Source organism: Clostridioides sp. ES-S-0005-03, from assembly GCF_020658455.1.
Lineage (GTDB): Bacteria > Bacillota > Clostridia > Peptostreptococcales > Peptostreptococcaceae > Clostridioides.
Genome location: NZ_JACVWI010000001.1, coordinates 1639367 through 1663704, shown reverse-complemented (window position 1 = coordinate 1663704; position 24338 = coordinate 1639367). Strand labels below are relative to the sequence as shown.

At 29.5% G+C, this 24338-nt stretch carries 19 protein-coding genes; 17 read left to right on the top strand and 2 right to left on the bottom strand.

Features of this window, described 5'->3' with window-relative positions; genetic code table 11:
• Nucleotides 1-254 precede the first annotated feature (254 nt).
• From IC218_RS07685 to IC218_RS07605, 17 genes are all read left to right on the top strand, one after another.
• Nucleotides 255-1718 (top strand): alanine/glycine:cation symporter family protein, encoded by a 1464-nt coding sequence (locus IC218_RS07685; protein ID WP_227432613.1) that lies wholly within the window; start codon nt 255-257, stop codon nt 1716-1718.
• A gap of 371 nt (nt 1719-2089) precedes the next feature.
• Entirely contained in the window at nt 2090-3229 is a 1140-nt protein-coding gene (locus IC218_RS07680) for a M20 family metallopeptidase (RefSeq protein ID WP_227824172.1), read from the top strand.
• Between the two features lie 23 nt (nt 3230-3252).
• On the top strand, nt 3253-4671 hold the full coding sequence (locus IC218_RS07675; RefSeq protein WP_227824171.1) for a YfcC family protein: 1419 nt from the start codon (nt 3253-3255) through the stop codon (nt 4669-4671).
• 247 nt (nt 4672-4918) lie between these two features.
• A complete protein-coding gene (locus tag IC218_RS07670) occupies nt 4919-5326 on the top strand; it encodes a MerR family transcriptional regulator (RefSeq protein WP_227824170.1) in 408 nt (135 codons plus the stop codon).
• Between the two features lie 65 nt (nt 5327-5391).
• Complete coding sequence (locus IC218_RS07665) at nt 5392-5946, top strand: flavin reductase family protein (protein ID WP_227824169.1); 555 nt, start codon at nt 5392-5394, stop codon at nt 5944-5946.
• A 229-nt stretch (nt 5947-6175) separates the two neighbouring features.
• Nucleotides 6176-7294, top strand: coding sequence for a C45 family autoproteolytic acyltransferase/hydolase (locus IC218_RS07660; RefSeq protein WP_227824168.1), 1119 nt, complete (start codon nt 6176-6178; stop codon nt 7292-7294).
• 157 nt (nt 7295-7451) lie between these two features.
• Nucleotides 7452-8321, top strand: coding sequence for an AraC family transcriptional regulator (locus IC218_RS07655; RefSeq protein ID WP_227824167.1), 870 nt, complete (start codon nt 7452-7454; stop codon nt 8319-8321).
• A 379-nt stretch (nt 8322-8700) separates the two neighbouring features.
• A complete protein-coding gene (locus IC218_RS07650) occupies nt 8701-9246 on the top strand; it encodes a PTS glucitol/sorbitol transporter subunit IIC (RefSeq protein ID WP_227432620.1) in 546 nt (181 codons plus the stop codon).
• Between the two features lie 12 nt (nt 9247-9258).
• Entirely contained in the window at nt 9259-10272 is a 1014-nt protein-coding gene (locus IC218_RS07645) for a PTS glucitol/sorbitol transporter subunit IIB (protein ID WP_227482828.1), read from the top strand.
• A 220-nt stretch (nt 10273-10492) separates the two neighbouring features.
• Nucleotides 10493-12466, top strand: a complete 1974-nt coding sequence (locus tag IC218_RS07640; RefSeq protein WP_227482827.1) for a BglG family transcription antiterminator — start codon at nt 10493-10495, stop codon at nt 12464-12466.
• A 50-nt stretch (nt 12467-12516) separates the two neighbouring features.
• Nucleotides 12517-12876, top strand: coding sequence for a transcriptional regulator GutM (locus tag IC218_RS07635; RefSeq protein WP_227432623.1), 360 nt, complete (start codon nt 12517-12519; stop codon nt 12874-12876).
• Nucleotides 12877-12904: 28 nt separating this feature from the next.
• Complete coding sequence (locus tag IC218_RS07630) at nt 12905-13261, top strand: PTS glucitol/sorbitol transporter subunit IIA (RefSeq protein ID WP_227432624.1); 357 nt, start codon at nt 12905-12907, stop codon at nt 13259-13261.
• A 37-nt stretch (nt 13262-13298) separates the two neighbouring features.
• Nucleotides 13299-14591, top strand: a complete 1293-nt coding sequence (locus IC218_RS07625) for an NAD(P)H-dependent oxidoreductase (protein WP_227432625.1) — start codon at nt 13299-13301, stop codon at nt 14589-14591.
• Between the two features lie 456 nt (nt 14592-15047).
• The gene (locus IC218_RS07620; RefSeq protein ID WP_227432626.1) at nt 15048-15686 is read left to right on the top strand and encodes a helix-turn-helix transcriptional regulator; all 639 of its coding nucleotides are present in this window, start codon (nt 15048-15050) and stop codon (nt 15684-15686) included.
• Nucleotides 15687-15692: 6 nt separating this feature from the next.
• Nucleotides 15693-16535, top strand: coding sequence for a pyruvate, water dikinase regulatory protein (locus IC218_RS07615; protein ID WP_227432627.1), 843 nt, complete (start codon nt 15693-15695; stop codon nt 16533-16535).
• Between the two features lie 63 nt (nt 16536-16598).
• Nucleotides 16599-19226: a pyruvate, phosphate dikinase gene (gene ppdK / locus IC218_RS07610; RefSeq protein WP_227824166.1), complete on the top strand. Its 2628-nt coding sequence runs from the start codon at nt 16599-16601 to the stop codon at nt 19224-19226.
• 228 nt (nt 19227-19454) lie between these two features.
• Complete coding sequence (locus tag IC218_RS07605; protein WP_227432629.1) at nt 19455-19700, top strand: hypothetical protein; 246 nt, start codon at nt 19455-19457, stop codon at nt 19698-19700.
• A 165-nt stretch (nt 19701-19865) separates the two neighbouring features.
• On the opposite strand, the gene IC218_RS07600 is transcribed toward IC218_RS07605, so the two are convergent.
• A complete protein-coding gene (locus tag IC218_RS07600; protein WP_227824165.1) occupies nt 19866-21182 on the bottom strand; it encodes a TolC family protein in 1317 nt (438 codons plus the stop codon).
• A gap of 22 nt (nt 21183-21204) precedes the next feature.
• A complete protein-coding gene (locus tag IC218_RS07595; RefSeq protein WP_227432631.1) occupies nt 21205-24336 on the bottom strand; it encodes an efflux RND transporter permease subunit in 3132 nt (1043 codons plus the stop codon).
• Between the last annotated feature and the right edge of the window lie 2 nt (nt 24337-24338).

Below are 24338 nucleotides of genomic sequence, written 5' to 3'. Positions count from 1 at the left end.
TTCAATTTATATTGTTTGATTGTCTGTCAAGCACATATCGTTAAAAAATTTATACACTTATGTTCATGTATCAATTGATATTCTTAATTTTGGTAATAATTGTTGGAGTTTACATATTAAAAGATAGAAATAAGGTAAATAAAATAAAAAATGAGTCTATAAGATATGTTGAGTTAAATAAAGTTTATACAAAATATTAGTACATAGCTGTTTAAATTATTGTCTATAAATTAAAATGAATGGTGGTGAGTTGAGTGACCGATTTAGTTAACACCATTAATGGAATTGTTTGGTCACCTGTATTAGTTGCAATGTGCTTATGCATAGGATTGTATTTTTCATTGAAATTAAAATTTTTCCAAATAAAAGACATAAAAGAAATGTTTACCCTTTTACTTGAAGGAGATAGTTCTCAGGTTGGTATATCATCATTTCAAGGATTTGCTACATCAATGGCTGGAAGAATTGGAACTGGTAATATAGCTGGTGTGGCTGTAGCAATAGCAATGGGAGGGCCAGGAGCATTAGTATGGATGTGTATAATGGCTACCTTAGGCTCGGCGACTGCATTTGTAGAATCTACTCTAGCTCAAATATACAAAGATGAACATGATGGTCAGTACAGAGGTGGTCCTCCGTATTACTTTGAAAAAGGTCTTGGATGGAAAAGATGTTCAATTTTATTTTCAGTAGTTGCAATCATAAGTTATACATTTTTCATGCCTGGGACGCAATCAAATACTCTATACTTAGCAATGAATCAAGCATTTGGATTTTCAAGAATGACAATTGCAGTTACATCTTCTATTGCATTAGGAATAATAATTTTTGGAGGAATTAAAAGAATTGGTTTATTTGCTGAAAAGGTAGTACCTATAATGGGTGGAGCATATCTTATCATGACAATAGTGATAATCATAGTAAATATAAATTTAGTTCCAGGAGCTATTATAACTATGTTTAAATCTGCATTCGGATTTGGTTCAATGTTTGGAGGAATGTTAGGTGCAGCAATATCTTGGGGAGTTAAAAGAGGTATATATTCAAATGAAGCAGGTGAAGGTTCTGGAACTTATGGTGCAGCAGCAGCAGAAGTAAGTCATCCAGCTAAACAAGGATTAGTTCAAGCTTTCTCTGTTTATGTGGATACATTATTAATATGTATGGCTACAGGTATTATGATTATAATAACAGGAAAATACAATGTTACAGGAGTTTTAACTGTATTACCAGGTGTAGAGCCAGGTCCACAATATGTGCAGAGTGCAATAAATACATTACATCCTCAACTAGGTGATATTTTTATAGCAATAGTTTTATTATTATTTACCTTCACAACATTATTAGCATTCTCATATATGATGGAGACCAATGTATCTTATTTGGTAACTAGAATTAAAGCACAAAAACATGAAAAGCATATAATAAATGTCTGTAGATTTATGCTTATAATATGTGCAGCAATGTGTTGTTTTATAGAACCACTTACAAGTTGGGCATTAGGTGATATATGTATAGGCGTTTTAACATATATAAACTTAATTGCTATCTTTACACTTCAAAGGCCAGCTATAAAAGCATATTATGATTACCTAAGACAGAAAAAATTAGGAATAAAAAGAGCTGATAGAAATTTTAATCCTGTTGAATTGGATATAAAAAATGCTGAATTTTGGGAAAATAGATGCTTAAAAGAGAACGAGCAGAAGTTAAATTGAATTAATGATTTTTATAGTATTTTATATAGACGTTTTAATTGGACTTTCAAAATAGATATTAAAGTTATGTAAACTCAATATAATAAATTATAAATTTTTAATGCATATGTTTATATTTTTACTTATTAGTTATTTGGTTTATACATGTAGAAATACATATTTATATTCAAAACTGTTATTTTAAAGGTTAGTATATATAGTAAGATTATTTATTTTAATAGATAAAATAATGGATAGAAAAATTTGTACTGTTGAATAAGTCACTAGGTTTTACTATAAGTGTAGAAATAGTTTTAATGTAATAAATATAAGTTTGTTTTATCTTATATGAATAAATATATAAATTAATTTTAATGGGAGGTAAGATTGATATGAAAGAAAAAATAATACAAGTTGCGGATTTAAAGAAAGAAAAAATTTTGGAGCTATGTCAATCTTTGTATGATGAACCAGAAATTGCCCTACAAGAGTATAAATCTGCTAAAAAAATATCAAAATTTCTAAGAGAAGAAGGTTTTGAGGTTGAGGAAAATTTGGCAGGTATGGCAACAGCTTTTAAAGCAACAAAGAAAAATGGCGATGGTCCAAGAATAGCATTTATAGCAGAATACGATGCTCTTCCAGGTAATGGTCATGCATGTGGCCATCATTTGATAGCTTCCATGGGAGTTGGAGCTGGAATAACTCTTGCAAGTATACTAGATACTTACAAAGGAGAGGTAAGTATAATTGGGACACCAGCTGAAGAAACTGGGGATGGAAAACCTTACTTGATAGAACATGGCGTATTTGATGGTTATGATGCTGCAATGATGATACACCCAAACTCAAAAACTTGTGTAACTCCAGAAATTATAGCAATAGGAGGATTAGATTTTATATTTACTGGGAAAGCATCCCACGCAGGAGCTAAACCATATAATGGAATAAATGCTTTGGATGCAGTAGTGTTATTATATAATAATGTAAATGCATTGAGACAACAATTGGTAGATGGAACTAGAATACATGGTATCATACTAGAAGCAGGAACTGCTGCAAATGTAATACCTGACATGGGGAAAGTAAGACTAGAAATACGAGCAAAAGAGCAAGACTACTTTGACGAGGTGGTTGAAAAAGTAAAAAATTGTGCTAGAGGAGCTGCAATAGCTACTGGCTGTGAACTTGAATTTTACCATTTTGAGCCAACTTGCCAAGGCTTAAATGCAAACAAGGTTTTAACAGGTATCTTTACAAACATTATGGAGGAATTTGGTATATATGATGACGATGAGCAGGTATTATTAGGTTCGACAGATATGGGAAATCTTAGTCAAATTATGCCATGTATACATCCTTTGATAAAATTCTCTGAAAATGGTGAAGAACTACATACAAAAGAATTTTTAGAAGCAGCTATAAAGCCATATGCAAAAGATAGAGTAATTGATGGAATAAAAGTATTAGCTTTGACAGGATTACGTTTATTTGAAGAACCAGAATTACTAAAAAAAATGAAAGAAGAGTAAATTCTAACAAAGGGGATTAGGCTATGACTAATAAGAGTAAAATCAAAAAGAAAAAATTAGCATTCCCGGATGCATATGTTTTGATGATAGGTTTAATTATATTTGCAGCCATAATGACCTACATTGTTCCTTCTGGAACATATAATAGAGTTGAAGATTTAAATACTGGAAATATGATTGTGCAAGCTGGAAGTTTTACATATGGAGAACAACATCCTGTCAGTATAATGGATGTATTCAGAGCTATACCAAGCGGGCTTGGAAAAAATTCTGTAACAGTTTTTTTTGTACTTATTATTGGAGGTGCATTTGGTGTAGTAAATTCTACTGGCTCACTAGATGCCCTAATTGGTAGAGTTATCTCCAAAAGTAAAGGAAGTAAAAAAGGTGAGATTATAATTACATGTCTAGTATTGACTTTTGGACTAGCTGGTGGAGTTGTAGGAATGTATGAAGAATGTATTGCATTCTTACCTATATTGATGACCTTATGTATTGCTTTGGGATATGATGCATTAGTTGCTTCAGGAATTTTATTGTTAGGGCTTGCATCAGGTTATGGTTCAGCTACTATTAATCCTTTTACAGTAGGATTAGCACAAGGTATTTCAGGTTTACCACTTTTTTCAGGTATGTGGTTTAGATGGATATTTTGGATTTGTACAATGATTTTACTTTCTACATATATAATTTTTTATTGTAAAAAGATAAAAAAAGACCCAAGTAAAAGTTTGGTGTCAGACATTGATTATAGTCACTGGCAAATTGATGAGTTTTCTGTCGGGGATAAGTTATCTTCTGGAAATATTAGAGTATTAGTTACATTCTTTGGAGGAATACTGGTTCTGATGATACTGATTGTAAAATTTTCTTTAGGAATGTCGGATTTATCAGCTTATTTCTTTGCTCTAGGAATTTTATGTGGAATAGTCTATGGTATGAATCCAAATAAAATTGCCTCTGGATTTGTAAAAGGGATGCAAGAGATGGTATATCCAGCTATTTTGATAGGATTTGCATCTAGTATAGTAGTTATATTAGAACAAGGAGTAATTTTAGATTCAATAGTTCATGGATTGTCATTAGTGTTAAATTATGTTCCTAGGATTTTTAGTGGAGGAGCAATGATGATTATGCAATCTGTAATCAATTTCTTTATACCTTCAGGTACAGGTCAAGCTATGGTAACTATGCCACTTATGGCTCCACTTGCAGATGTTATTGGAATACCTAGACAAGTTGCAGTTTTAGCTTACCAAATGGGTGATGGATTTGCAAATGGAATAGTACCAACGCTAGGCGTTCTTATGGCTGGAATATCTATTGCTCATATCCCTTATACAAGATGGTTTAAATTTGCATCAAAGATAATACTTATGGAATTAGCTTTAGGATTTATATTTTTGATGATTGCAGTACAGATTAATTTAGGTCCTTTTTAAAGTGTTAAAAAATACATTTATATAATTTTAAAATAAAATATATTGGGATTGAACATATTAAATTATAAAATTTATAATATAATAAATTACATTTAAGTATAGTCTCTAAAATAAAAGGTGAACTTTATATAGTTCACCTTTTTGATTTACTTTTTTAATTTACAAAAAAAGTTTTTAAAAAGACTTGACCTGAAGTTAACTTAAGGTTGTATATTAAAAAAAGATAATTATAAGGAGTGTGATGCTTATGACAATTAAAGAAGCCTCAAAACGTACTGGAATATCAGTCGATAATTTGCGTTATTATGAAAGGATTGGTTTGATTCCACCTATTCCTAAAAATAAATCTGGAATTCGTGATTATGATGAACGCGCTATTCATTGGATTGAGTTTGTGATGAAGTTTAAAAAAGCAGGTGCTTCTTTAGAAGCTATTATTGAATATGTACGACTTGCATGCTCTGATGATAATACAAAGGAAGTACGTAGAGAAATATTGGTGGAAGTAAAGGAAGATTTGACTACACAGATTAGTAAACTTCAAGAATGTTTAGATGTTGTTGAGTATAAAATTGAAAATTACTATAACCTGTGTGACCCTGTAACACAAAAAATGGTTAAGGAGTGGAAAGAAAAGCATGAATATAAAAAATAATGCTTGACCTTAAGTTGAGTTAAGGGAATACAATATAAAAAATAAAATAAAAGAGGTAATTATATATGAAAAAAGATTTAGGTTCTGTAATAGGATTATATCCTACACCATTAGTAGTAGTTGGAGTAGTAATTAATGAAAGACCTAACTGGATGTTAGTAGGACATTTAGGTATTATTGGACATGACCATATTATGGTAAGTTTAGCAAAATCACATTATACGAATAAAGGAATTAAAGAAAGCAAAGTGCTTTCTGTAAATATTGTAGATGAGTATATGTTGTCAAAAGCAGATTATGTTGGTTGTGTAAGTGGAAGTAAAATTGATAAATCAAAAGTATTTGAATACGAAATAGGTGACGAAGGTGCACCACTAATAAAAGAATCAAAACTAAACATGGAATGTTATGTGGATGATATTTATGAAACAAATGGATTTGAAAATTTTATCTTAAAAATAAGTCATACATATGCAGCTGAAGAAATTTTAAATGAAAAAAGCAAAATCGATTATGATAAATTAAAACCAATTTTATTTGAAATGCCTGGATATACATATTTAAAAACAGGAAATACATTTGCTAAATGTATGACACTTAGAAAGAATGAAGGGGAATGATTATAATGCACTAGTAAAACAAGCCCAACAAGAAATACAAAAAGGTATTATGCCTAGTATTAAAAAAACATCATATGATTTAAATGATATAGAAACTTAAATAATCCTATATAAATCTGGTACTTATTAGACCTTTTAGATTTGTTAACTTATCATAGCAAAAAATATCATGAAAGGTTATAGCTCTGATGATAAAATTAAATACAAGATATATGTAGGAGGAAACAATATGGAGACTTTAAAAGTAAGAACTTTCGAATTATGTGGTACAAATTATGAAATAGGGTATGAGTTAGGAAAATCAATTGTAAATATACCAGAGTTGATAGGTGAACAAATTAATAAATCTAATGTTTTAACTAAAGAAGAAGAAAATCATATGGTGGAGTTATTTGATAAATATTGTCCAGGGCTTAATGAAGAATTACAAGGTTTTGCTGATGCTATTCATGTAAATCAGAATCAAATTTTATACTATACTATGACATATCTTAGACCAGGTTGTAGTCAAGTTGCATTAGCACCAGAATTAACTGAAAATGGTCATGTACTATTTGCACGTAATTTTGACTTTTCACACAAGATGGAGGATTTTGTATTATGCAAAACTAAGGTAGCTGGTAAATACGCACATATTGGGACTACAGTAATGCAGTTTGGTAGAACTGAGGGAATGAATGAATGTGGTTTAGGTGTGAGTCAGTCATCTTGTGGTTTACCTGTAGGTAATTCAGAGGGACTGAGAAAGCCAGCTGTTGTAGGTTTACAATTTTGGGCTGTTATTAGATATTTGTTGGAAAACTGTAAGGATGTAGAGGAAGCATTGGTATATATAGAAGACATGCCAATAGCATATAATATTAATTTATTGATTGCAGATAAGTCTGGAAATATTGCACTTGTAGAAACTTTAGATGGAAGAAAAGACATAAATAGAATAAATAAGGCAGAAAGTGAAAGGGAATCATTTTTGCATTCTACAAATCATGTCCATATTGAGGAACTTCATAAACTAGAACCACAATCAATGAGCAATTCTATTCATAGATATAAATTAATTAAAGAGTATATAGAAAGTTCTAAAAAGATTGGAGAGAAAGATTTAATTAATTTATTGACTTCAAAATATCCACAAGGTCTATCTTGTAATTATTATAATGATTTTTTTGGAACTTTAAAAAGTATAGTTATGGACCTAACTATGGGAAAATTTAATATTTTATGGGGTGGATTGGAAGACAATGGTTGGAATAGTTACTATTTAAATGATAACTTTAAGTATACAACACAACTTGTAAATATAAATATAGAGAAATCACCATCAGATTTTTTTAAATTAATTGAATAAGAAATACTCTGATTATCCTATGTAGTTATATATACAAAATAAAATGAAAGTGCTACATAATGTTGCATTGTTTATGATATTTTAGTATAGTAAACAAAATAGTGTTACTTAAAATATTATAATACTTGAGAATATTAAAGAGAATAGGGGTATAACCTTGGATTACTTAAAGTATTTTGAAAAAGCTATAATATATATTGAAAATAACTTAAAAGAAGATATAAGTGTAAATGATGTAGCAAAAGAATCTGGATATTCTTATTATCATTTAACACGTTTATTTAAATCTATGTTTGGTGAGAGTGTAGGAAGTTATATAAAAAAAAGAAGATTAGTTAATAGTTCTAAAGAACTTTTATACAGTGATAAAAAGGTACTAGATATAGCAATTGATAGTGGTTTTGAATCTTCAGAAGCATTTAGTAGAGCATTTAAATCTATATACAAGGTCAGTCCCATAGAATATAGAAAAAATAGAATAGATGTATTTGTTGGAAAGAAGAAAAAACTAGAATTAGATTTTATGAAACATTTAGTTGAAAATGTAACAATCAAACCAGTTATAAAAGAGATAGATTCAATAAAAGTAATTGGTATAAAAGAAAAAGTAACACTAGAAGATGAGTCATTACCTAGTTTGTGGGAAAAATTTAGAGAAATATACAATATGGTGCCAAACACTTTGCCATCAAACAGAGCATTTGGAATTTGTGAAGCAACTCCACAAATACATCTACTTAGTGAAACTATGGAATTTAACGAAATAATAGGGCTTGAAGTTAGTAGCTATGAAAATATACCAAGTTTATTTGTTTCAAAAAATATTGATGGAGGAAAATACGCTGTATTCACTCATACTGGTAGCTTGGACAAGCTAGATAAAACTTATGAATATATATGGGGAACTTGGTTCTTAAGCACAAAGGAAAAAATTGATATAAGAGATGATTTCGAGATATATGATGAAAGATTTTTAGGACCTGATAATGTAGATTCACAGATTGATATTTGTATACCTATAAAATAACTGTAGATAAAACTAAAAATAAGTTGAAATAGAAAATAGATGCTCAGAAAAGAGCATCTATTTTTTTATTTATAGTAGCTATCGACAATTTCGATAATAAAATAAATAAAAACAAGTTCTTAAATTTCTAAGAAAAATTTAAAATATAGTCACAATAAAATTTGTATATTTCTGAAAATTCTAATTAGTACAACTTTTTCCTTTGCAAAGTTGAAAAAAGATGTATTAATTTATCAAAAATATTATATTAAAATGATATTAATCAAAGAAAAACATTTATAATAATAGTATATCTTACAGAAAAAGGATGCAATTTGTAGAATTAAAGCTAGTCAATAAAATTAAAAATTTAAAGAAATTATAGGGAGGTTATAATCTTATGGAAAACGTTATTACAGGTCTAAGTAAAGGTGCAGAGTGGTTTATTGGTTTATTTCAAAAGGGAGGAGAACAATTTGTAGGTCTTATATCAGGAACTCTTCCAACATTAATCGTTTTAATGGTAGCTATTAACTCATTGATTAAAATAGTTGGTGAAGAAAGAGTAAATAAATGGGCTTCTAAACTTGGAAGAAATGCTTTTACAAGATATACTTTGCTTCCATTAGTGTCAGTATTTTTCTTAGGAAATCCTATGTGTTATACATTTGGTAGATTTCTAAAAGAGGAACATAAAGCAGGATTTTATGATGCAGCTGTTTCATTTGTACATCCAATTACAGGACTTTTCCCACATGCAAATGCAGGAGAACTTTTTGTATGGCTAGGTATTTCAGCAGGTTTAACTACATTAGGTAAGGAAACAACTACATTAGCATTATGGTATTTTATAGTTGGTCTAATTGTGATTTTTATAAGAGGTGTAGTAACAGAAAAAATGTACGCATTTTTAACAAGAAAAAATAAAGCAACAAATAAGGCTTAGGAGGGGTTTAAAATGGATGCAAATAGAGTATTAAAGATAGAAAAGGGAACTTCTGGTTGGGGAGGACCTTTATACATAAAAAAAGAAGCAACTAGAAATAAAATATTGTCAATGACTGCTGGTGGTATTCATGAAGTGACATTAAAAATAAAAGAATTATTGGATTGTGAGGTTATAGATGGATTTAAAACTGGGATTCCTGATGAAGAGGTGGCAGTAGTTATTATTGATTGTGGTGGAACAGCAAGGTGTGGGGTTTATCCAAAGAAGAAAATACCTACAATTAATGTAAATCCAGTGGGAAAAACAGGGCCTTTAGCAAAATTTATAACTGAAGAATACTATGTATCAGATGTTAATATTAATTGCATAAGTATTTTAGATGGTGAAGAAACACAAAAAAAATCTCAAGAAAATAAAAATGAAAGTCAAAGTTCTATTAGAAAGCCTGATAATTATAATGAAGTAAAATCAAAAGCTCAAGAAGAATATGCGAAGAAAAACATAATACTTTCTATTGGGCAAGGAGCAGGACAAGTAGTATCAAAGTTTTATGATGCGGGTAGAGATACTATCCAAATGATAATGAATAATGTAATACCATTTATGGCATTTGTAAGTATGCTTATGGGAATTATTTTGGCATCTGGGTTAGGTGATTGGATTGCAAAGGTAATATCACCACTTGCAGGAAACATTGGTGGTTTGTTAGTTATATCAATAATTTGTACACTTCCATTTTTATCACCTATATTAGGTCCTGGAGCAGTTATAGCACAGGTAGTAGGTACTCTTGTAGGAACACAAATTGGTCTTGGTGCAATACCAGCATATTTAGCACTTCCTGCTTTATTTGCAATAAATGGGCAAGCTGGCTGTGACTTTGTCCCAGTAGGATTAAGTTTAGGAGAAGCAGAACCAGAAACCGTGGAATATGGAGTACCAGCATTATTTTACTCTCGTTTAATAACTGGGCCAATATCTGTAATTATTGCGTATGGCGTTGCAATATTTGCATTAAGATAGTATTTTATGTTGTTATGAGATTTAAACTTAATTAATAAAATTGTAAATGTAAACTTAAGCTAGTCAAAATTTTAGTTAATGAAAGACTAGCTTTTGTAGTATTAATTAGGAGTGATTATTGATTTGGATTAATACTAAATTTTCCTCTAGCAAAGTGAAATTTTATGTATTAATTTGGTTTCAAGTTTGTACTAGAATGAAATCAAGGAGGAGATGCAAAATGAATGTAACTGAGAAAATTCCTTCTATTGACCGTAAAATATTCAAGATATTGATTATGTGTAGTAAAAAAGAGTTTGTAAGTATTGATTCAATAGCAGACGAATTGAATGTTACAACCAGAAGTGTCAGAACATATATAAAGCAATTGAATAAAGATTTAGGAAGTAACATAGCAATAATAAAATATATAAAAGGTCAAGGCTATAAACTAGAGATAAAAGATAAGCAAATACTCAATAAGATTATTGATGTGAATAAAAAAAGTGTATTTTCATTAAATTCAAAGGAAGAGAGGGCAGAGTTTATACTAAATTATTTGATAGAACTAGATGGATTTATTACACTGGATAGTCTAGCAGATGAGATGTGTATAGGAAGAACTACACTAGTAAATGACTTTCAATATGTAGAAAAGGTATTAAATTCTTATAATTTGAATTTAGTAAAAAAGCAAAATACAGGAATGAAATTACATGGTAGTGAACTTGATATTAGGTTACTTATATTAAATCAGTTGTATAAAGATTCAAGAAAAGATTTAAATAATTCTAAGTACTTTAAATGTATCAAAAAAGAAGAAATTGCAAGTTTAGAAGAAGAATTATTGACTTTATTTAAAAATAATAATTTTTATGTTACAGATGAAATGCTCAGAGAAGTTTTTAATTACATAGTAGTTTTGATGTATAGAGTAAAAGAACAGAAGATAGTAAAAGAGTATGATGTAAAATTTGATTTACTTAAGTCATATGATGAGTATCTTATTGCTGGGGAAATAAAGAATATTTTATCAGAAAAATTTGAATATATTTTAAATGATGAAGAAATTATTTATTTAACTATACCATTAGTAAGTGGAAATGCACCAGCATCAGAATGTGCTTTAAATAGTAGTAGAATAAATAAAAATATTGATGATTTAATGGAAAGCATATTCAATCAGATATATGTTGATATGGGTATTTTTATAAATGAGGATGAGTTAAGGGTAGGACTTGGATATCATCTTAGTTTTACACTGAACAGGCTATTATTTAATATAAAATTAAAAAATGTATTGTTAGAAGAAATCAAACAAAACTATATACTTCCATTTAAGCTGGCACAAATAGCAGGAAAAGTAATAGAGAAAAAATATAATCTAGAAGTTTCTGAGGATGAAATTGGTTATATAGCAATTCATTTTAGTGGATACTTAGAAAGAAATAGTAGTAGATTTTATTCAATTAAGAAAATAGCAATTATATGTGGGACAGGTCTTGGAACAGCAAAACTATTAAAAATAAGAGTTGAAAAATTGATAGGAAATAATCCTAAAATTGATACTCTTTCAAGTTTTAATTTGAGAAACATTAATTTAGATGAATACGATATAGTTTTTACAACTATTGATTTAGATACATCAAATATAAATACAATAGTATTAAAAATCAATACAATATTTGATGAAAATAAATTGAGGGAACAATTAAAGACCGTATTATGTTTAAGAGAAGGCAACATAGATACTACTGATTCTCCAAATTTACTAATAAATAATTTGTTAAATGAAAATAAATTTATGATATTAAATGAAAAAACGATACTTGATTCATTAGAAAAAATGATGGACAATCTTATGGATTTGGGATGTATTGATGATAATTTTAGAAAAAATATAATCAAAAGAGAAGAAAAATCTCCTACAGTTTTTGATAAAGGTTTATTATTTCCTCATGCTGTAAATGAAAAGTCAGATAAATTTTTAATGGCAGTTGGGGTTTTAGAAGAGCCAATATTTTATGCAAATAGAAGTATAAAAATAATACTTATGACAATGTTTCCATGTGAGGATAAGGTGGATTCAGATTTATTGGTAAAGATTTATGAAGAAGTTTTAAAGATAGGACAAAATGTAAAATTAACAAATAAGATAAGTAAATGTAGAAGCTTTGTAGAATTTAAAAAAGTATTGATTGAGAATATTATATAAGTTTTGTATAGGACTAAAAAAACAAATTAATTTATGAAAGGTGTGTAAATATGAAACTACTTATAATTTTATTTGTTGTTTATGTTTTAAATACTTTGTTTGTAATGAATCAGAATAAACTATATTTCAAAGCCTTAAATAAAGCTAAAAAAATGGGCGATATAGTGTCTACAGGAAAAAAGAAAAGTTATTTTTCTAAAGGAAGTATAGCTATTATATCTTCAGATTCAGAGGGATTTATAAAGTGTGGAGAAATTTTAAAAGGTCGCACAGTGATGGCTAAGTTTAAAGAGATTGAAGATATAAAAGGATTGGACATATATAGTGCAGAGCAAAAATTTAAAGATGAAGAAAGTATTGTACAAGCTATAAAATTTATAAAAGAAAAAATAAATGTTTCTTTTAATTAATCTAATATAAATTATCAGGAGGGATATCATGAAGTATGAAGTTAAGATAAGTGGGATAGGCAGTTTAGTTGAAGAATTAATAAATGAAAGCAACTGTCTTATTATATACGATGAAACTATTAATGATGAAGATTTGAAAGATATATCTGTAATTCATTCAATATCAACATTAAAAAGTAATGTTGAAATAGGGGATACACTTACAATAGGAAATCGAGATTATTGTATAGTTTCAGTTGGTGATATTGCTCAAAATACTCTTAGAGAAATTGGTCACTGTACAATTAAATTTGATGGAGAAGATAAAGTAAATTTACCTGGAGAAATACATGTAGAAATTGGAAAACCAGATATAAAGATTGGAGATTTAATAACTATTTATTAATTTGAAAAATAAAATTATTATAACAGGAGGAATTGATATGTTAGATTTAAACAGAAAACTTGCAAAGCTAGAAGAAGAAGGTAAAAAAATAAAAGTAGCTCTTATAGGTGCTGGTCATATGGGTAATGGAATGGTAAGTCAAATGGCAAATATGAAAGGAATGGAAGCATCTATTGTTGTAGATATAAATCTAGAATTAGCTCGTAAAGCATTTACTGATGCAGGTATAGAAGAAGAAATCATAGATAATGTAACAAATGAAACAGATGCAGAATTAAAATTACAAGAAGGAAAAGTATTAACATGTAATGACTTTCTTGTGGCTTGCAAAACAAAGTCAATAGATGTAGTTATAGATGCAACAGGAGGTATTGCAATTGGTGCAGAAATAGCACTAAATGCTATTTTAAATAAAAAACATATAGTAATGTTAAACGCTGAAACTGATTGTGTTGTTGGTCCAATACTTAAAAAATTAGCAGATGACGCAGGAGTAATATTTACAGGTTCTGCAGGAGATGAACCAGGGGCAGTAATGGGTCTATTTGATTTTGCAGATGCAATGGGATTTGAAGTTAGAGTAGTAGGTAAAGGTAAAAACAATAAACTAGATTTAGACTGTAATCCTGATACTGTAAAAGAAGAAGCAGAAAGAAAAGGAGCTTCACCTCATATGATAGCTTCTTTTAAAGAAGGTACTAAAACAATGGTAGAAATGGCTTTAATGTGTAATGCAACTGGATTTGTACCTGATGTAAGAGGTGGGCATGGTATTGAAGCTACAGTTAATGAAGTACCTAAGAAATATGCATTAAAAAGCGAAGGTGGAGTATTAGATAATTATGGTGTAGTTGATTTTGTAAATGGTATAGCACCTGGTGTTTTCGTTGTAGTTGCTCATAAATTAAAAGCAGTTAATGATGAATTAAAATACTTAAGTATGGGTGATGGACCTAATTACATATTATATAGACCATATCATTTATGCAGTTTAGAAACTCCTTTATCAGCAGCAATGGCAGTTTTAGAGCATAAGGCTACAATAGTGCCTAAAGCTGGATTAGTTGCAGAAGTTATGACTATAGCTAAGAAAGACTTGAAAAAAGGTGAGTATATGGATGGATATGGTGCATATACATGCTATGGCACTATAGAAAAATATGATGTTGCAAAAGAAATGAATGCTGTACCTATTGGTTTAATCAGTAAAAAGACTAAAGTTATTAAAGATATTAAAAAGGGTGAAGTTATAACATATGATATGGTAGAGATAGAAAAAGATACTACTTTATATCATTTAAGACAATTACAAGAAAAAATATTTGGATAAAATTTATTGTATAATAATATAATATAGATGTTATTTAAAAGAGGGTTGATGGTTATTTTAAAATCAGCCCTTTTAAATTTTTTTATATTTTTTGAGAGAGTGTTTTGATAAATCTTATTTTATAGTTTGTTTACAGTTAAAAATCTTACTAGTAGGTTTAATTTAAATTAATTCTGCAATTTTATATTCATATTTAAGATAATATAATTAAAAATTTTAATATAAAATGAATTAAAATAGCCAATTATGTATTATAATATTAACTGTAATACTAATATAGTTCTATTAATTAAAGAAATATCCCCCATTAATATACAATAAATATCTTTAAGCAAAAGAACTTGGTAAAAAATATATCGTATTCAATAAAAAATCTGTTTACAGAATGGTATATATAGTTATATAATATACTATATAAGATACGAAAAGATAAAAAGTATAGCACAATGAAAGAAGGTGATTATTATTCAGCTTAATGAAAGACAACTAAAAATAATAGATATAGTTAAGGAAAATGAACCAATAACGAGTGAAAGTATTGCCTCCAGCTTGAATGTGACTCGTGCTACACTTAGATCTGATTTAGCTATATTAACAATGACAGGAATACTAGACGCAAGACCAAAAGTTGGATATTTTTATTCAGGAGTTAGTGAAATTAATTTAATTGGTAAAAGTATAAAAGAAAAAACAGTAGAAGATATAATGAGCATGCCTGTACTAGCTAAGAAAGACGAAAGTATATATGATGTAATAGTCACTATGTTTTTATCTGATGTAGGGAGTATAGTTATTATAGATGAAAATGAAGAATTATGTGGAGTTGTTTCTAGAAAGGACTTATTAAAAGCAACTATAGGAGGTTCTGATATAAATAAGATGCCAATAGGTATGATAATGACAAGAACTCCAAATGTAGTTACTTTGACTAAGGGAGCAAGTGTTTTATTGGCTTCAAAAAAAATAATAGAACATGAGGTAGATTCGATTCCAATTGTTGAATATAAAGAAGAAGACAAAAACCATATGAGAGTTGTTGGGAGAATATCAAAAACCAACATAACTAAGCTATTTTTAGAAATAGTTGACAATTAAGGAGGTATGCTGGTGAAAAACCTAATTATATATGCAGTATCAGACTCAGTAGGAGAGACTGCACAACAAGTTGCAAAAGCATGTATGTCACAATTTTATGTAAATGAAACTTATGAAATAAAAAGATTTCCATATATGATTAATAAGGGAGTATTACTTGAAACACTAGAAAATGCAAAAGCTGAAAACGCTTTGATTGTATATACATTAGTTGATGAAGAGCTATGCAGTATTGTTGAAAGATATTGCGAAAGAGAAGGTCTTAGTTGTATAGATTTGATGACAGATATATTAAGGGAAATAAGTAAAAGAACTGGAAGAAAACCAAAAAGAGAAGCTGGTATAATCAGAAAATTGGATGAATCTTACTTTAAGAGAGTTGAGGCTATAGAATTTGCAGTAAAATATGATGATGGAAAGGACCCTAGAGGAGTTCTTCAAGCAGACATAATTTTAGTGGGAATATCAAGAACATCTAAAACTCCTTTAAGTATGTATTTAGCTAATAAAAATATAAAAGTAGCTAATGTACCATTAGTTCCAGAAATACCAATTCCTAAAGAAGTATTTGAAATAGAAACTAAGAAGATAATAGGTCTTACTAATTCACCTGAAAAGTTGAATGAAATAAGAACTCAAAGATTAAAAGCTTTAGGGCTATCTAGTAAAGCTAATTATGCTAACTTAGAAAGAATACTTCAAGAATTAGACTATTCAGAAGAAATAATGAAGAAAATTGGATGCCCAGTAATAAATGTTTCAAATAAAGCAATTGAAGAAACTGCAGGTATAATTTTAGACATAATGAAGGAAAATGGTCTAAAAATATATAAAGAAATAGAAATTTAATAAAATGTTTAATAATAAAAATGATATAAATTAAAATAAAAAAGATTAATGGGGGATTTAACAATGGAAACTAAGTATGTTTATAGTTTTGGTGAAGGAAGCAAAGACATGAAATCTTTACTAGGAGGTAAAGGTGCCAATTTAGCAGAAATGACTAAGATAGGCTTACCTGTCCCTCCTGGATTCACTATAACAACAGAGGCATGTAATGACTACTATGTTAATAATGAAAGTATAAGAGCAGAAATAATAAAAGAAATAGAAGCACATCTATCTACTTTAGAAAAAGATTTAAACAAAACATTAGGATGCAATAAAAATCCACTACTAGTATCAGTTCGTTCTGGTGCAGTATTCTCTATGCCAGGAATGATGGATACAATACTTAACTTAGGTCTTAATGACAATAGTGTTATTGGTCTAGCAGAAGCTACACAAAATGAAAGATTTGCATATGATAGTTACAGAAGATTCATACAAATGTTTTCTGATGTTGCTATGGAAGTGCCAAAATACAAATTTGAAAATGTACTAGATAGAGTAAAAGAAGCAAAAGGATACACAGTTGATACAGAACTTACAACTGATGACTTAAAAGAAATAGTAAAAGAATTTAAAGCAATATACAAAAAAGAAATAAAAAGTGATTTTCCACAAGACCCAAAAGAGCAATTAATGCTTGCTATAGAGGCAGTGTTTAGATCATGGAATAACCCTCGTGCAATCGTATACCGTAGATTAAATGATATAGCTCATAATTTAGGAACAGCAGTAAATATTCAATCAATGGTATTTGGTAATATGGGAGAAACTAGTGGTACAGGTGTTGCATTTACTAGAAATCCAGCTACAGGAGAAAATAAATTATTTGGTGAATTCTTAATGAATGCTCAAGGTGAAGATGTTGTTGCAGGTATAAGAACTCCTCAAAATATATCAACTCTTGCTGAAGTAATGCCAGCTGTATTTGATGAATTCGTAAAAATTACTCATATACTTGAAGGTCACTATAAAGATATGCAAGATATAGAGTTTACTATAGAAAATGAAAGATTATATATATTACAAACTAGAAATGGTAAAAGAACAGCAGCAGCAGCAATAAATGTAGTAGTTGATTTAGTTGAAGCTGGAATAATAGATGAAAAAGAAGCTATAATGAGAATTGAGCCTAATCAATTAGACCAGTTATTACATCCAAAATTTGAAGATAAAGCTTTAAAAGAAGCTAAAGTTATAGCAAAAGGTTTACCAGCATCACCAGGTGCAGCAAGTGGTAGAGTTTACTTCAATGCTGATGATGTAGTAAAAGCAAATGAAAAGGGAGAAAAAGTAGTTTTAGTTAGACTAGAAACATCTCCAGAAGATATAGAAGGTATGGTTAAGGCTGAAGGAATTCTTACAGCTAGAGGTGGAATGACATCACATGCAGCAGTTGTTGCTAGAGGTATGGGTAAATGTTGTGTTGCTGGATGTGGAGAAATAAAAGTTGATGAGTTTAATAAAGAAGTAAGAGCTCTTGATGATATAGTTATAAAAGAAGGAGAGTACATTTCTATAGATGGTTCTACAGGAAATGTTTACTTAGGAGATGTTAAGAAAACAGAAGTTTCTTTAACTGGAAACTTTGAAAAATTAATGCAATGGGTAGATAAGCATAAATGTATGATGGTTAGAACTAACGCAGATAATCCTAGAGATGCTCGTGCAGCTATAGAATTTGGTGCTGAAGGTATAGGTCTATGTAGAACTGAGCATATGTTCTTTGATGAAGACAGATTACCAGCAGTTAGAGAAATGATATTGTCTAATACAGTAGAGCAAAGAGAAAAAGCTCTTGAAAAAATATTACCAATGCAAAGAGAAGATTTTGTAGAGTTATTCAAAGTTATGGATGGAAAGCCAGTTAATATAAGATTACTAGATCCACCACTACATGAATTCTTACCTCATGATGATGAAACTATAGAAGAACTTTCAAAAACTATGGGAATAAAAGTAAGTGATATTAAGAAGAGAATAGTTGATTTAGATGAATTTAACCCAATGCTTGGGCACAGAGGATGTAGACTTGCAATAACTTATCCTGAAATATGTGTAATGCAATCTAAGGCAATAATACAAGGTGCTATAGAAGCAATAAGAGCAGGTGTTAAAGTTTCTCCAGAAATAATGGTTCCATTAATTGGAGAAGTAAATGAGTTAAAGATAATAAGAAAAATGATAGTAGAAACTGTTGATGCTATAATCAAAGAAGAAGGAGTAGAAGTTCCTTATACTGTAGGTACTATGATAGAAATACCTAGAGCTTGTTTAACAGCTGATGAAATAGCACAAGAAGCAGACTTCTTTAGTTTTGGTACTAATGACTTAACTCAAATGGCATTTGGATATTCAAGAGATGATGCTGGTAAATTCTTAGGTCAATATGTAGATGAAGAAATATTAGAAAAAGACCCATTCCAAGTACTAGACCAAAATGGTGTTGGTAAGTTAGTTAAGATGGGAGTTAAATTAGGTAGAGAAGTTAAACCAGAATTAAAACTAGGAATATGTGGAGAACATGGTGGAGAACCATCTTCAGTAGAGTTCTGTTATAATGTAGGACTTAACTATGTATCTTGTTCACCATTTAGAGTGCCAATTGCTAGACTTGCAGCAGCTCAAGCATCTATAAAAAACCCTAGATAATAATATATTATAAATATATATAATTAAACTAAAATATTATATCTCCTATACATCAATGTATCAAATAGAGTATTTGTAAATTGAGTATAGGGGATTTTTATTTTATATTATTATAAAAAAACTAATTTATATTATAGTAGGTGAAACGTATTTAATTATGTTGCATACATTATTGTAAGAGAGAAATTTCAACCAATAATTAAATTGAGTTTACTGGAGGGGATAAAGTTGACAAAGTGTCCTAAATGTGGAAAAGAAGTATCATCACGTCCAGGTAGTATATGCCCACGATGTGGATTTAAAGTAGTAGAAGAGAGTCTTAAAATGAGATGCCCAGAACCTAGCTGTAGAGCATTAGTATCTAGGAAGTTGGACTATTGTCCTAAATGTGGATGTAAGCTGAAAGGATATAATATTTCAGAATTTGTTAATATGGTCAGATGTAAAATAGATGAAACATTTGATAAGAAGTAATTAAATTAAGCTTTAGACTTTATTTTGTAGTGAAGAATATATGTGTTCTTAGAATCAATAATATTTTAGTAAATAGAAAAAGAGTTGAACTAATAATAAGCCAACTCTTTTTCTATTTTATTGAGCAAATTTATTTTAGTAAATAAATGCTTTTATACAACAGTATTATTTTTTGCCTCCATCGCTAAGTATCCATGGCTTTTCTATACCATTTTTTAATGAATTATAGTTTACAATAAGTGTATCATAGCTATTTTTAGCATCTTCATTGCTTACTACTTGTTTTTTATAGTCAGTTAGAGTAATCAATCCTAAGTCATATCTTAGCTTAGTATTTTTTAATTGTTTTTCCGATAATTCAAGCTGTTTTTTAGTTGTTCCAATTGTATCTTCTAAAGCAAGTAATTGTGCATAGCTATCAATCAAGCCTTTTTTTAGAGCTTTTTTACTATCCTCTAGTGTAACTAAGCCATTTTCAGTATTATATTTTTGTTGAAGATAATTTGCATATGTAGTAAGTCCAGATGCATAAGTCTGTCTTTCAAGATTGTATGCTTCAACTGCATTTTTGTATTGTTCATAATCTTTCTTGTACTTATCTAGAAGAACTTTATATTGGTCATCAGTTAAACTACCTTGTTCTGGTTTTGTAGGAGCAACTGGTCTTGTAAGATTAGGTCTATCTGGTAAATCTGCCTTATTTTCATCGTCATCATTAAAACTTTCTTCTGTACGTTCTAAAATCAATTGGTCATACTTTAAGTATTCATTAACCTTACCTTCCATGTATGAATCAACTGAACCACCTACTCTAAAAGACTCAAAACGGTATTCTTTATCTAATTGATAGTTGTCTAAATTTATATTAGTCAACAACTTAAAATAATCTTGATTGTTTTTTAGTTCTTGAAGTTTAGATTTTTGAGTATTTTGTAGCGTCTGAAGTTCAAGCTCAGCTGACTCAGTTTCTAATGATGTCACTAGACCTAAATCCTTTTTTAGTTTCATATCTTTAATTTCTTTAGTTTTTATCTCAAGATTATTTTTTATTTTATCTAACTCATTTTCTCTTGATACTAAATCATTATACTTATTAGTAATATCATTTGCTATTTGGTCTTCCATAAAATATTTGGCCTGTTCGCTTTGATTTTTAAGAAGTCCAATTTGGTCGTATGGAAATGAATTATTACCTTCAGAATATCTATCAAATTCATCCTGTACTTCTAGTTTTTCTTTTAACATTTTTATTTCTTCTGATTTCATTTTTAATTTTTCACTATTTTTAATTGCTGCACTGACAGCATCTCTAGCAGTTAAAAATTCTTTTTCAGCTGTTCTTTTAGTCGAGTCACTTAAGGTAGCATTATCAACTTCATTTATAGAAGAAGTATTATCATTTGCATAGGCTGGCATTAAATTAGCTGTTATTATACCAACACCACATCCAATTGCAATTATTTTACTAACTTTTTTCTTCAATACAATCGCCCTCCATTTATATTTAAATTTTAGCTTTTAATTTTGGTTTCTTAAATATTTTTCCTTTTATATCTCCTATTTTATCTGTTATTTTACCAAATATTTTAGGCATCCTATCTGAAAACTTATTTTCCCACTTATCAAATATTAAATATATAGTAGGGATAAGTACTAGTGTTATTAGTGTAGATACAGTAAGACCACCCATTATAACTACGGCTAGTGGTTGCATTGTTTCTCCACCTTCACCAAGAGATAATGCTGTTGGTAACATACCTAGAATTGTTGTTGCAGTTGTCATTAAAACGGGTCTTAGTCTCGCAGCACAACCAATTGAAACCAATCCAATTAAATCATTACTACTATTTGCTTTTCTAAGTTGTTCTATGTAGTCAATAAGAACTATACCGTTGTTAACAACGATACCGATAAGTAAGATTATCCCTAACATACCTACAGTACTTAAACTTTGACCAGTTACCAAAAGAGAAAGTACAACTCCAACAAATGCAAATGGCACACAGAACATTATTATAAATGGTTTACTAAATGATTCAAATTGAGCTACCATTACCATATAAACAAGTGCTATGGCTATAACCATTGAGAATCCAAGACTGGCCATAGATTCATTCATCATTTCTGTTTCTCCACCAACACCAATAGAGTAGTCTTTAGGGATTAGCATCTTATTAGTTTTTTCTAATGCTAATTTTGTAGCTGTACCAGCATCTAAATTATCAAGTGTTGCAGTTATATTTACAGAAAAATCACCATCAGTTCTTGATATGGACTGTAAACCATCTACCATTTTTATATCCGAGAAAGCTCCAAGAGGTACTTCATTTCCAGTTGTAGAATTTACTTTTAACTGTTTTATATCTTCTAGATTATCAATACTATCTGCTTTAAACTTTAGATTTACATCGACTTTGTAGTCATCAATAGTAGCAGTAGTAACTGAATCACCATTTATTGCAGTACGCAATAATCCTGCAATTTCTGCTGTATTTACACCGTATTCTTGCGCTCTATGTTTGTCTATTGTAAATTGAGCTTCTTGTGTTGTATCTGTAAGGGAAGTCTCTACATTTCTAAATCCTTTTATAGAACTGAATTCTTTTTCAACTTCTTTTCCTAATATCTTTAATACATCCAAATCAGGCCCCTTCATCTCTAATGTGAAGTCTGCTCCTGAAGTTCCACCCATAACACTACTATTTTGACTTACATTTATTTTACAATCTGGAACAGTAGCAACTCTATCAATTATTTCTTTTTCTATTTCATCGGTAGTTCTTTTTCTATTTTTTTGAGATTCCAATTCAATTGCTATACTTGCACTATTATTATTTGAGTCTGATGTCAAACTTGTTATCAATGTCTTGATTTCTGGAATATCTGAAACTTTTTTCTCTGTCATAGAAACATAATAATCATTAGCTTCTAAGCTAAGACCCTTTGGAAGTTCTATAGAAATAGCCAATTCTCCTTTATCTGCTGCAGGCATAAAGTCCATACCTATAAAGCTCATTCCGAATAGAGAAGCTACAAATATAAGTAAACTTGATATTACTACTAATTTCTGATGTCTTAAGCATACACTTAGTAATCTTTTATATCCTTCACTTACCTTATCAAATATAGGGCTATCTTTTTCCTTCATTTTTTCACTACTTTTACCTCTACTTAGTTTTGCAAATACACTAGGAACAAGAGTAATTGCACCTATAAAAGAGAAGGCTAGAGAAGCTATAAGTGTTTTACCTAAAGCCCCAAATGTTATTTTGGCTATACCTTCTGTAAACATAATAGGTAAGAATATAGCTATAGTAGTCAATGTTGATGCTAGTATTGCATTGGTGACAGTTCTTGTACCTTCAATAGCACAATCATCAATGCTCAAACGACCACTTTTCCTGTATTTAAATATGTTTTCAATTACAACTGTAGCATTATCAACGACCATACCAACTGAAATTACCAATGAACTTGCAGTGATAAGGTTTAAACTTTCGCCTGTAAAATAGAGAACAGCTATTGCTCCTATTATAGAAATTGGTATTGCCACTGCAACAACTAATGAAGCTCTTACACTTTTTAAGAAAGCAAATATTACTACAAATGCAATAACTGCACTTATAAGTAAATTGCTCATTACGCTGTTTATTGATTCGCTTATGTAAGCACTTGTATCATTGGCAATTTTAATTTTAAATTGTGGATTTTCTTTATTCAATTCATCTACATATTTATATGCATCTTGCATAACTTTTACAGTATTTGCATCTTGTTGCTTAGAAATATCTATTACTAAACTGCTTTTTCCATTGTATCTATAAATACTATCTTTGTCTGCAAATCCATAATCTACACTACAAAGAGTATCTAAGTTAACAGTGTTTCCTCCTTTTACAGGAATTTGAATCTGTTTTATATCATCCAAAGATTCTAATTTATCAATTGATCTTAAGACTATCTTATCTTCACCTTGAGTAATTGAACCATAAGGGAATGTTTTATTACTAGATGATAAAATACCTTTTATAGTTGATAAACTAACTCCATAATTTGAAAGAACTGATGGGTCAGCTATTACATTAACTTGAGCTTTTTCTCCACCTTTAATGTCTGCTGATGTAGTACCATCTATAGATTCTATTTTAGGCTGAATTACATCTTCAGCGTATTTTCTTAGTGCTTGTGCATTATTATTTCCACCAGATATAACAAGCTGACCTATAGCTTGTGCATTCATATCTAATTTTAGTACTGTTGGCTTAGCTGCATCATCTGGTAAACTAGTTTGTAATGCATCTACTTTAGATCTAACATCGTTCATTATTTCATCTAGGTTGGTTCCAAATTCAAATTGAGCTACGACCATAGAAACACTTTCTTGTGAACTTGATATAGTTGAGCTTACATTTGAAACAGATGATAAACTTTCATCAACTTTTTGGCTAACTTGTTCGTCAACGTCTTGAGGACCTGCACCTGTCCAAGTAGTCATAACCATTACAACAGGTATTTCTATATCAGGCATTAGATTTATTGACATTTTTTTATATCCAATACCACCAAAAACTATTAATACTAAGAAGACCATTATGATTGTGAGAGGACGCTTAACGGAAGTATGTGTTAAATTCATAA

Bases quoted from the DNA above. Each gene is read 5' to 3' on its own strand.
- IC218_RS07680 (WP_227824172.1), top strand. From the start codon at position 2,090: ATGAAAGAAAAAATAATACAAGTTGCGGATTTAAAGAAAGAAAAAATT.
- IC218_RS07675 (WP_227824171.1), top strand. From the start codon at position 3,253: ATGACTAATAAGAGTAAAATCAAAAAGAAAAAATTAGCATTCCCGGAT.
- IC218_RS07670 (WP_227824170.1), top strand. From the start codon at position 4,919: ATGACAATTAAAGAAGCCTCAAAACGTACTGGAATATCAGTCGATAAT.
- IC218_RS07665 (WP_227824169.1), top strand. From the start codon at position 5,392: ATGAAAAAAGATTTAGGTTCTGTAATAGGATTATATCCTACACCATTA.
- IC218_RS07660 (WP_227824168.1), top strand. From the start codon at position 6,176: ATGGAGACTTTAAAAGTAAGAACTTTCGAATTATGTGGTACAAATTAT.
- IC218_RS07650 (WP_227432620.1), top strand. From the start codon at position 8,701: ATGGAAAACGTTATTACAGGTCTAAGTAAAGGTGCAGAGTGGTTTATT.
- IC218_RS07645 (WP_227482828.1), top strand. From the start codon at position 9,259: ATGGATGCAAATAGAGTATTAAAGATAGAAAAGGGAACTTCTGGTTGG.
- IC218_RS07640 (WP_227482827.1), top strand. From the start codon at position 10,493: ATGAATGTAACTGAGAAAATTCCTTCTATTGACCGTAAAATATTCAAG.
- IC218_RS07635 (WP_227432623.1), top strand. From the start codon at position 12,517: ATGAAACTACTTATAATTTTATTTGTTGTTTATGTTTTAAATACTTTG.
- IC218_RS07630 (WP_227432624.1), top strand. From the start codon at position 12,905: ATGAAGTATGAAGTTAAGATAAGTGGGATAGGCAGTTTAGTTGAAGAA.
- IC218_RS07625 (WP_227432625.1), top strand. From the start codon at position 13,299: ATGTTAGATTTAAACAGAAAACTTGCAAAGCTAGAAGAAGAAGGTAAA.
- IC218_RS07615 (WP_227432627.1), top strand. From the start codon at position 15,693: ATGCTGGTGAAAAACCTAATTATATATGCAGTATCAGACTCAGTAGGA.
- ppdK (WP_227824166.1), top strand. From the start codon at position 16,599: ATGGAAACTAAGTATGTTTATAGTTTTGGTGAAGGAAGCAAAGACATG.
- IC218_RS07595 (WP_227432631.1), bottom strand. From the start codon at position 24,336: ATGAATTTAACACATACTTCCGTTAAGCGTCCTCTCACAATCATAATG.